Source organism: Serratia sp. N21D137 (assembly GCF_047530005.1).
In the GTDB taxonomy this organism is placed as follows: Bacteria; Pseudomonadota; Gammaproteobacteria; order Enterobacterales; family Enterobacteriaceae; genus Chania; species Chania fonticola_B.
Window position 1 is genome coordinate 1 of the sequence record NZ_JBLJAJ010000057.1, and the last position, 9,109, is coordinate 9,109.

The 9,109-nt window shown below is 45.9% G+C and carries 8 protein-coding genes; 6 read left to right on the plus strand and 2 right to left on the minus strand.

All coding sequences use genetic code 11. The annotated features are described in order from the left end of the window. Nucleotides 1-267 precede the first annotated feature (267 nt). The 5 genes from ACMV5H_RS24360 to ACMV5H_RS24380 are packed head-to-tail and all read left to right on the plus strand — an operon-like array spanning nt 268 to nt 3,614. Complete coding sequence (locus ACMV5H_RS24360) at nt 268-606, plus strand: hypothetical protein (RefSeq protein WP_414822662.1); 339 nt, start codon at nt 268-270, stop codon at nt 604-606. Nucleotides 607-655: 49 nt separating this feature from the next. Next, nucleotides 656-1,504: a ParA family protein gene (locus tag ACMV5H_RS24365; protein WP_414822663.1), complete on the plus strand. Its 849-nt coding sequence runs from the start codon at nt 656-658 to the stop codon at nt 1,502-1,504. 2 nt (nt 1,505-1,506) lie between these two features. Further along, nucleotides 1,507-2,847 carry a ParB/RepB/Spo0J family partition protein gene (locus ACMV5H_RS24370; protein ID WP_414822664.1) on the plus strand — a complete coding sequence of 447 codons (1,341 nt, stop codon included), beginning with the start codon at nt 1,507-1,509 and terminating at the stop codon, nt 2,845-2,847. Next, nucleotides 2,848-3,297: a hypothetical protein gene (locus ACMV5H_RS24375; protein WP_223499756.1), complete on the plus strand. Its 450-nt coding sequence runs from the start codon at nt 2,848-2,850 to the stop codon at nt 3,295-3,297. Next, a complete protein-coding gene (locus tag ACMV5H_RS24380) occupies nt 3,294-3,614 on the plus strand; it encodes a hypothetical protein (protein ID WP_414822665.1) in 321 nt (106 codons plus the stop codon). Before ACMV5H_RS24375 ends, ACMV5H_RS24380 begins: the two co-directional genes overlap by 4 nt. Nucleotides 3,615-3,755: 141 nt before the next feature. On the opposite strand, the gene ACMV5H_RS24385 is transcribed toward ACMV5H_RS24380, so the two are convergent. Beyond that, nucleotides 3,756-4,745: an IS630 family transposase gene (locus tag ACMV5H_RS24385; protein WP_414822666.1), complete on the minus strand. Its 990-nt coding sequence runs from the start codon at nt 4,743-4,745 to the stop codon at nt 3,756-3,758. Nucleotides 4,746-5,297: 552 nt separating this feature from the next. On the opposite strand from ACMV5H_RS24385, the gene ACMV5H_RS24390 reads away from it, so the two are divergent. Next, complete coding sequence (locus tag ACMV5H_RS24390) at nt 5,298-8,480, plus strand: inverse autotransporter beta domain-containing protein (protein ID WP_414822667.1); 3,183 nt, start codon at nt 5,298-5,300, stop codon at nt 8,478-8,480. A 520-nt stretch (nt 8,481-9,000) separates the two neighbouring features. On the opposite strand, the gene ACMV5H_RS24395 is transcribed toward ACMV5H_RS24390, so the two are convergent. Further along, the coding region (locus ACMV5H_RS24395) for an IS3 family transposase (protein WP_414822668.1) at nt 9,001-9,109 on the minus strand (109 nt) is incomplete at its 5' end.

Consider the following 9,109-nt stretch of genomic DNA (forward strand, 5'->3'; position numbering starts at 1 on the left):
ATTAAAAACACAGCAAAACCGGCATTTTTACGTATAACCCTTCGCGGTCCCGCCCTCTCTGGGAATGTGTCACGCTACGACTCATGGTTAGTGCGCTCAAAAAAATGCAATTGAGCTTCCTAACCATGAACCGTTAAGCATGTGAGAAAGATGAGGTTTTTAAAATATCTTTATTGATATTTAAATGTCATCCTGATAGATTGATGAACGTTAGGTGGAAGGCCACCTGATACTTCGGCGAAACGCCCGGCTCATAGGAGATGCAACATGCAACACAATGCCATTTTTGGCCGTTTACTGGTACAACCGCAACTGATCCAACGTGATGAATCCCAATACTGTTTATTCACTGTCGCCGAGCTGCGCAATCGTGGTGATCAGCAGACGAAACTGGAACTCATTGCCTATGATAGCGTTGCCGAACGCATCGCGGACCGGTGCTTAGTGGGTGACACAATATCGATTGATTTTACCATCAAGAACAAAAAGTACGAGAAAGACGGTTCAAACATATATGGCTATTCTTTCGTGGCCATCCATGCCGAACTCATCGCACCTGGCAATAAACGAAGAGAGCTGAATAGCAATCAGGCTCCGCACCAGTAACGATTTTATCTGTTTTCGCATGCGAAATATTTTTGAAGAGGACGCAAAGATGGCTGCAAAAGTAATTGTAATTTGTTCGCAAAAAGGTGGGATCGGTAAGACATTTTCCACCACCGAAATTTCTTCTGAGCTGCAGGCCCGCAATAAGCGTACATGCGCGATAGATGGTGACTGGATGAGTGCGTTAACGTCACGCCAGTTCCCTGACGGTTTGCCGCCTGAGATTGATGAAAATCCGCAAGGCCGTACATTCACGCCAGGGGAAGCACACGTTTCACGTATGTACGCTGGTCCGGATACGCCATTCAACCCTCTCACATTGCCAGACGGGCGGGGATTTATGGGGGCGACTGATGATCTCAATGACGTGAATAACCGCCATGCTGACTGTGCATTTGACTTCAAAGAGCGATTTGAGGCGCTGAAGGAAGCATACGATTACATCATCATCGATTCATCACCGGTATGGTCAAACTTGTTGTTGGCCAATCATATTGTCGCTGATTTCCTGCTGATCCCCACTGTGCTGGAGAAAAGTTCTCGGCTTGGCGTTGAAAAACACATTAATTCGTTCAAGAAAATCAAAGATCGCTACAACCCAGGCTTGAAGCTTCTTGGGGTGTTTGTCACTCAGGCAACAGTGGCTAACTATAAAAAGCCGATGCTTGAAGGTCGATATGCCCAGGTTGATACTGCCAACCTTGAAATGCTGATTGAGATCCTTGAAGAACAGGGGTTTAGCAAAGAGCATTTATTGGAAGTGATGCCGTTTGTCTCAACCAAAGTACGCGAAGCGATTGAGCTCAACACCACGATAAAAGAGCATGACCCTAAGAGTCCACTCGTGACCAGTTACGATCGCCTGGTTGATACCATCATTGCACGGACTGGAGGCTAACCATGGCCAAGGGATTTAAAAATCAGTTTCAGAAGCAAAAGGATCAACGGCAGCAGGCCACCTCCGCGCGGGAGGTGGTGCCAGCACCAGGCCTGCAGGAACGTGAGGTGGCGTTGCCAACGGAACAGCTGGACCACCGAGTGTTGAGCGATGTGGCGCGTGCTGAGTTAGAACCGAATGGCCAAATTATTCGCGTCCTGATCGATGAAGTCTATGCGGTTAAACAGGTCCGTCCGGAGGAAGACTTTGACGCGGCTACGATAGAAGGCATGGCCAATAGTTTCAATGAAGTCGGGGTCCTTTCACCTCCACGTTGCTATCCCCGTGACAAACGAGGTTATCGGATATTATTCGGGGAAACTCGATGGAGATCAGAAAAGAAACGTGGCGAGAAGTATATCGATATTTACGTCGGTCCCCCACCGAAGGATGACCGACATCGGATCATTACTCAGCTGACTGAAAATATTCACCAGTCCGGTCTTAAACCTTTAGCCACTGCGGACAACATGCATGAGCTGAAAACTACCTGGAACATGACTCAGGCAGAAATCGCAAAGGTGCTTGGCAAGCCGCAGACATTTGTCAGCAAGCACATGCGATTGCTGGATGCGCCGGAAGTGGTGAAATCCTTATTGAAAGATAAGGTCACCAAAGATCTCGATATGGTTTATACCCTTAGCCAAATCAGCGATATCGACCCGGACAGGGCTGAAAAAATGGTGGCGTTGTTACGCGATGGAAAGTTGACACGCGGGAACGCCATTAAAGAACTGAACTTGCTGAAAGGGAAACCGGTTGTTCCTCCAAAGCCTGCAGAACAGCATGGCCAGGGTACCAGCGAACAACAATCATCGGGTGAGAACGATGGTCAACAGCCCCAGGCATCCGAAAGTAACGGCCATGAGGTTGGGATAACACCTGGGGTGTCTGAGCAAGTGGCTGCGCCTACAGGGGCCGCTGCCGTCCAGCCTGTGGCGAATGATAACGGTGGCCAACAACCGGCGAAGGTTGAGACCAATGATCCTGAAAGCGGCATTTTGCTTGGAGCGTCTGAGCAACCAGCTGTACCGACAGCAACCAGTTCTGATAGCGCAGGCAGCGATGAGCAACAGACCGATAGGATTGAGAGCAACCATCAATCAGCCAGTCTCGCAGCATCGACTACTACCTCACCAGTAGTAACGAGCAGACGCGTCATGGTCATGGTCGACGGCGAAGAAGGTTACCTGGTCATGGACAAAACGCCGGACGAATTTGGTCTGGTCTGGATCAAACTCCCTGTTGGTGAAGTCTGCATCGAGGCAAAAGAGGTGACGGTCCTGGGGATTAAAGAGGTCTAAATGCTTACGACTAAGACACCCTTCGCACAATTGGCGGAAGAATTCTTACCGCGAATTGTAAAAACATGGGTGATGACCACAGAACTGACGTCTGCACAAGCTGCAGACGTTCTGGTCAATACCGCCATAAAAAACGGCTTTCTCCAAGATCGGGGAAGGCCGCTTACCGGGGCAGCCATCAATGAATGGGGGATTAAAAACAATACTCCCCGTTGGGGTATGCAGGCGGCCATGTCAATGCTGCTGGAAAACGGGTGGATGCCTAAAGAACATGCAGAGTGGGCCGCATGCGCTTCAATCCTCACGTTAACCATAAAATCAAAAGACTGTGAGTTGCTCTTGAGTTTGTTGCCGCCCACGTTTGATCGCGATGTAGCAGCCGGCTGGCTGTACGCTGCCCTGGAAAATGACGCTCACTATCGCACGCGTAAAAAGAGAATACCTAAATGACGTTCTTAGAGCTTGATCGTATTTTGAAAGATACCGGCAGGATTGGTTATGCTACATCGATGCTGGCTTGCCTACTTGATGCATTCGATCGCGGCGAACCAATCCTGAAAAAAGAAACGGTAGCTTCATTAATCGATATCACCGATACGAACGTTGCCGCCGTTGCCAGACGTCTCGCCGAATCCGGTGTGATTGAAATCCTGTATTGTGACAAAAGGGCAGATAAGCCTACATACTCGACAATACCCAATGGCCGCTGGGCGACACCGTACTACCAGCTGACGTCAAAGGTCTTGAAAGCGTATCGACGAGCGTAAAAAGTTTCGCATGCGAAAAGTCAATTTAAGGAAAAATGACCGGTGAGCCAAAAAATGAAACAGGTGTTTGAGGATCAGACAAGGGACCGGTGGAAGCTGCTCTATCAAATTAAGCATACTAAATAGCTGCGCCTAATACCGCTACACTTTTGCCAGACCATGTTTCCCTCCGGGGAATGGACTGACGGTTTCCATAAAATGTCTTACCTTTTTCAACAGTTGCCACATTGAACGGCACTGATGATTACGGGTTATCGTGTCGTGAAGCGCCTGCCATAGCCGCTCAACATGATTCACCCACGGTGAGTAAACTGGCTGGTAAATTATCCTGAACTTCGGATTTTGCTTCAGCCAGTGCTGCGTTTCCCGACTTTTATGGATAATGTAGTTATCCACGATGAGCGTTATCGTTTTTGCCCGCCGGTACATCGCTTTAAGATGCTTTAACAGACTGATAAATAAGGCTGAGTTTTTGCTGTTACCGCCCACGTAGCTGACTTTGCCCGTACCGCAGTGCAGCGCTCCAGCCAGGTAGTATTTTTCATTCTGCCCTGGTGTTACCACGCGTTTTTGTTGTCCGCGTACCTGCCAGTCCGCACCGATTTTGGGATTAAGATGGATATCCACTTCATCTTCATAAAAGACGGGATTCTCTGCGCTGCATTCGCCCAGCGCTTTATGGATTGCCGCCATCTTTTCATCCTTATGCGGGTCGCGGATACGCAGGGTTGGTGCTGCCCTGCGCCACACCAGACCCGCAGAGGGCAACCAGCGGCGAACGGTTCCGGCATGTAACTGGCATCCAGTTATCTCGTTGATTTTTATTGCCAGAAGTTCTGTACTCCAGCGTGAACGCTGGTAGCCAAAACCGCTGGGAGAGTGTTTTACCAGCTCGCGTAACAGCGAGCAGATATGCTCGAACGGACAACGGGGGGAACGCCCGGCGGGTAATGATTTCAGTCCTTCAATACCCGACAGAGTGAACCAGTTAATCCAGCGTCCCACCGATGAGCGGGCGCAGCAGAGCGTTCTGGCAACATCACTGACGCGGTCACCCCGATGCAGCATCAGCATGGCGGTCAGCCTGCGGGCATGATTTTTGTCACGCGTTTTATGGATAGTTTTCTGCATCAGGCGTCGCTCAGTCCGGTTGGTGATTTGTTTTGATTTGGCGATTGATCAGATCGCACAATCTGGGCTGAGTTCCCTCAAAGTGATCTACTATTCCGCGCAGCTATTTAGTAAAATAATTGGTCATTTATGCTTAATTTATTTTCATAAAAATAAATTAATGATTGCTGTTGGGTGTGCGTTATAACAGTTTGTTTTTTTGTATTTTATGATGAAAGTATCTCTGAGTAATAACAGGATAAATGCTTCCCTTTAGCCCCAATATATCATGTGGGCATGATTACTTCTGTATCAGGATGACCAATGATATTTTGATATTAATAGCTTTGAAAAAAATAAAATAAATAAATAAATAAATACAATATTAATAAAAACAATGGGTGGCTTTATTGTTATCGATTTTTTTATTGTCTTTTTATCGCTTACTTGTGAAAAATAATCACCAGCCAAATCGAATGGCTAAAGGTAGTGAATGTGTGGTTATCAATCAACCTAATCAGACTTACATACTGCCTTTTTGAATGTAATATTTTTCCAGGACAAATTATTATAATGACCAGATTCACACGACTTAGTCGCACCTCCAGATTGATACAGGGATTAACCTGGGCCAATATTGGTCTGCAACTTGCTTCACCTTTGGCGATTGCCTTTACACCAGTAGCAATAGCCAGTCAGGCAGATGCTAATCAAGCAGAGCATATCTTTGCCAGTGCAGATGCTGGTGATATAGCTGAAGAGTCGCTAGCTAAAGCTGCATTGGTTAGTCAACAAGTACTTTCATCCGGGCAGAGTGCTGAACAGATAGCCAGTTTAGGGCGTTCTACTGTAGTGAGTGAAGTTAACCGACAGCTTCAGCAAACCCTGTCTCAATGGGGGACGGTTCGTACTCAGTTCACCCTGGACCGGGATTTTACCCTGGATGGCAGTGCGTTAGATCTACTACTGCCTTGGGCTAATACCTCAGACAATTTACTGTTTAGTCAGTTGGGTGTTCGCCATCAGGATGGTAGGAGTACTGTTAATGCTGGTTTGGGTAGCCGTATCTTTAGTGATCGCTCAATGGTTGGGATTAATACCTTTTTGGATCATGATATTACAGGGCGTAATTGGCGTATTGGTCTAGGCAGCGAATTTTGGGCTGACTATGTCAAATTTTCTGCCAACACTTATTTTAGATTGACAGGATGGCATCAGTCGCGGGATTTCAATGATCAGAATGAACGGGCAGCCAATGGTTTTGATCTGCGTACCGATGCTTATCTGCCTGCTTACCCTCAGTTGGGGGTGGCTATGGTCTATGAGCAATATTATGGCAATAATGTGGCACTGCTTGATCGTAATAAAAATCAAAAAAATCCTTACAGTTTCTCGACAGGTATCAATTATACCCCAATTCCGTTAGTCACCTTTGGGGTCAGTCAGCGTATTGGTGCTGGTGGGTACAGCAGTGGTCAGCTCACTATGGATTTAAGTTACCGTTTTGGGGAACCCTGGTCATCACAGATCTCCCCTGACTCCGTCAATTTCAAGCGTACTTTGGCAGGAAGCCGTCTTGATCTAGTGGAGCGTAACAACAGTATTTTGTTGGATTATCAGCAACAGACTTTAATCGACTTGACACTACCGAGTCATCTGACAGGTCAGGAAGGGCAATCATTAGTGCTCAATGCTCAGGTGAATAGCAAATATGGTTTAGACAAGTTACTCTGGAATGCCTCTACCCTACTCGCCGCAGGGGGGGAGCTAGTTACTTCAGGTCTAACTAGTATAACCATAAAGTTACCGGCATATGCGACCAATACTGATAATATCTATCCGATAACGGCGATTGCCTATGATCGTCATGGTAATGCTTCTGAGCAGGTGATCACTCAGGTGACAGTAGAATCTGAGAGCACAGTAGAACCGGAGGTGACGGAAAATATTCCCACCTTGACGTTGTCCACGAGTCAGAATAATACAGTGGCCAATTTGACTGATTTTAACCAAGTTGTTGTCAAGGTAACTGATGCCCAAGGGCAACCGCTGCCTGAGCAGAAGGTGACCTTTACTGTTGATAATGATACCGCAGATCTGTCTGCACCCATGGTAATAACTGATCAAAATGGTATTGCCTCTGTGACTATCAAAAACAGCAAGTCGGGAACCACAGTGGTTTCTGCACGGATTAATGAGATTAAGCAGACAATAGCCATTACATTTATTGCAGATGCCAAAACGGCAGCAGTTGCTGAAGAGAGCATTGTGGTAAGTGATGGTATTATTCAGGCGACAGTATTGGATAGTAATGGCAACCCACTGGTTGGTGAGACTGTCACCTTTGAGTTTACACTATCTCAGGCTTTGAGTAGCTCACAAACCTTGACAGCTGTTACTGATGAACATGGTATTGCTAGAGCTTCACTTGGTACCCTGGCCGGCAACAGTATTAATGTCACTGTCAAACTGGACAATAATCACACTATAACTACTGAAATTGAGATAGAGCCAATTATTGATACTGGGTTGAATATCAAGCTGCAAGCAGCTAATCAAACGACCAGCGCAGGTGATGTGAACCGTATTACAGCTACAGTCAACAACCCAGCTGGGAGTAGAGTTGCTGGGGTAGATGTGGTGTTTACTACCACTACTGATGAAGCTTATCTTCAACCACTTAATGCTGAAGATGAGGATAGCAGTAGCCAGTCTGTGGTGGCGCAAACTGATAATAATGGGGTTGCCAGTGTGTTACTTGTTGGCAAACGACCGGGTAATACTGAGGTGACTGCCAAGATCGATGGTCAGCCAGCACAATCATTGACAGTATTATACACCACTGGTAGCCCAATCAAATCTAAGTCAGAATTTAACCTATCAACAGAGACAATTAAGGGTGATGGTCAGGATGCTGCAACATTAACAGTGATTGCCAAAGATAAAATGGGCAATCCGGTTACTGATGCTCAGGTATATTATGAAATTTTATATCCTGATGATTCTGTTGAGATCTTAAATGCTGAGGGGGGGAGTGATCCAGCCGGTGTTTACACGGCCAATGTGACTGCCAGCCAGCCAGGGGAGATAACAGTTACCGCCAAAATGAGGGGGCCTGTCACCTTGGGGCAAAAGAGTATAACTGTAACTGCTGCCACCCCTGAGGATATCAAGCTACAGACATTGACGGTATCAACTGCTGATGGTAATGAAATAACCTTTGATGGTTTCCCTTCGATGGCTTTTACCTCAGCTGCCTTTGCATTGACCACCATACCCAATCCAGCTACTTGGCACAGTGATGATAGTAGTGTGCGGGTGAACAATAAGGGTGATGTCGAGTTTCTGGGCAAACCGACTAAGCAGAACATCGTGCTGGAGGGGAAGAATGCCCAAGGGATGGTGATAGCTAAACATACCATTTCTCTCGATAAATGGGTTTATTTTAACTCATCTTCTATGAATAAAGCTGATGCAATCAGCTTTTGTACCCAGGAACAGGGGACTTTACTTTCCTATCAGCAGTTGACTTCGGTTGCTAGCACTGGAGAACCAGCAACTGTTCGTGCCTTGGGAAGTTTATGGGGGGAGTGGGGTAAAATGCAAAATTATACTGATACTGCTGGTATTACCCAGGTTTGGGCTGCTGAAAATATTGATGATGATAACAGTTATACAGTGAATCTGGCTACTGGAAGGTTATTTACTGTTGCTCCATCAAATACTCAATCGACTGCTTGTGCTGTGACACTGTAATCTGGTCAATTGATGGTATTGAGAATTACTTACTGGCCTGTCAAATAAGGTTGGTGGTCAACTTCTGTATGTGATGCTTCTCTGCGAGAAGCGCCATATTTTGGTAATAATATCTTAGCCAGCATATTGCAAGCAAAGAGGTAACTGATAATAGACAGCGAAGTTTTATTTTTCTTCACTGTCTATTTTAAACATCATCATCAAGATGGGATGCGTTTTTACTTAAGCAGTTATATAGTCATTTATATATGGGAAAGGTATTTATTATTGGCCTAATTATTTTTGCTATACAAGACTGGCGAGTTGTTGCTGGAAAAATGACTAGCTCCAGTAAAACACTACTGGATTATGTTTGGTTGACTATTGGGCCTTTACTGTAATTTTAAGGTTGATAGTTATTTTATGATTCTGATTTTAACACCAGCAGTAAATATGATCTTACCCACGAACAATGGACACATGGCTAAGCGAGGTTCTGTTTTTCAAATTGTTCCGGGCTAAGTGAATCGCCACGGATAATCTAGACACTTCTGAGCCGTTGATAATATTGATTTTCATATTCCGTCGGTGACATATGATCACTCGAACCATGCCGACGCTTACTGTTATAAAACATTTCGATGTAATCA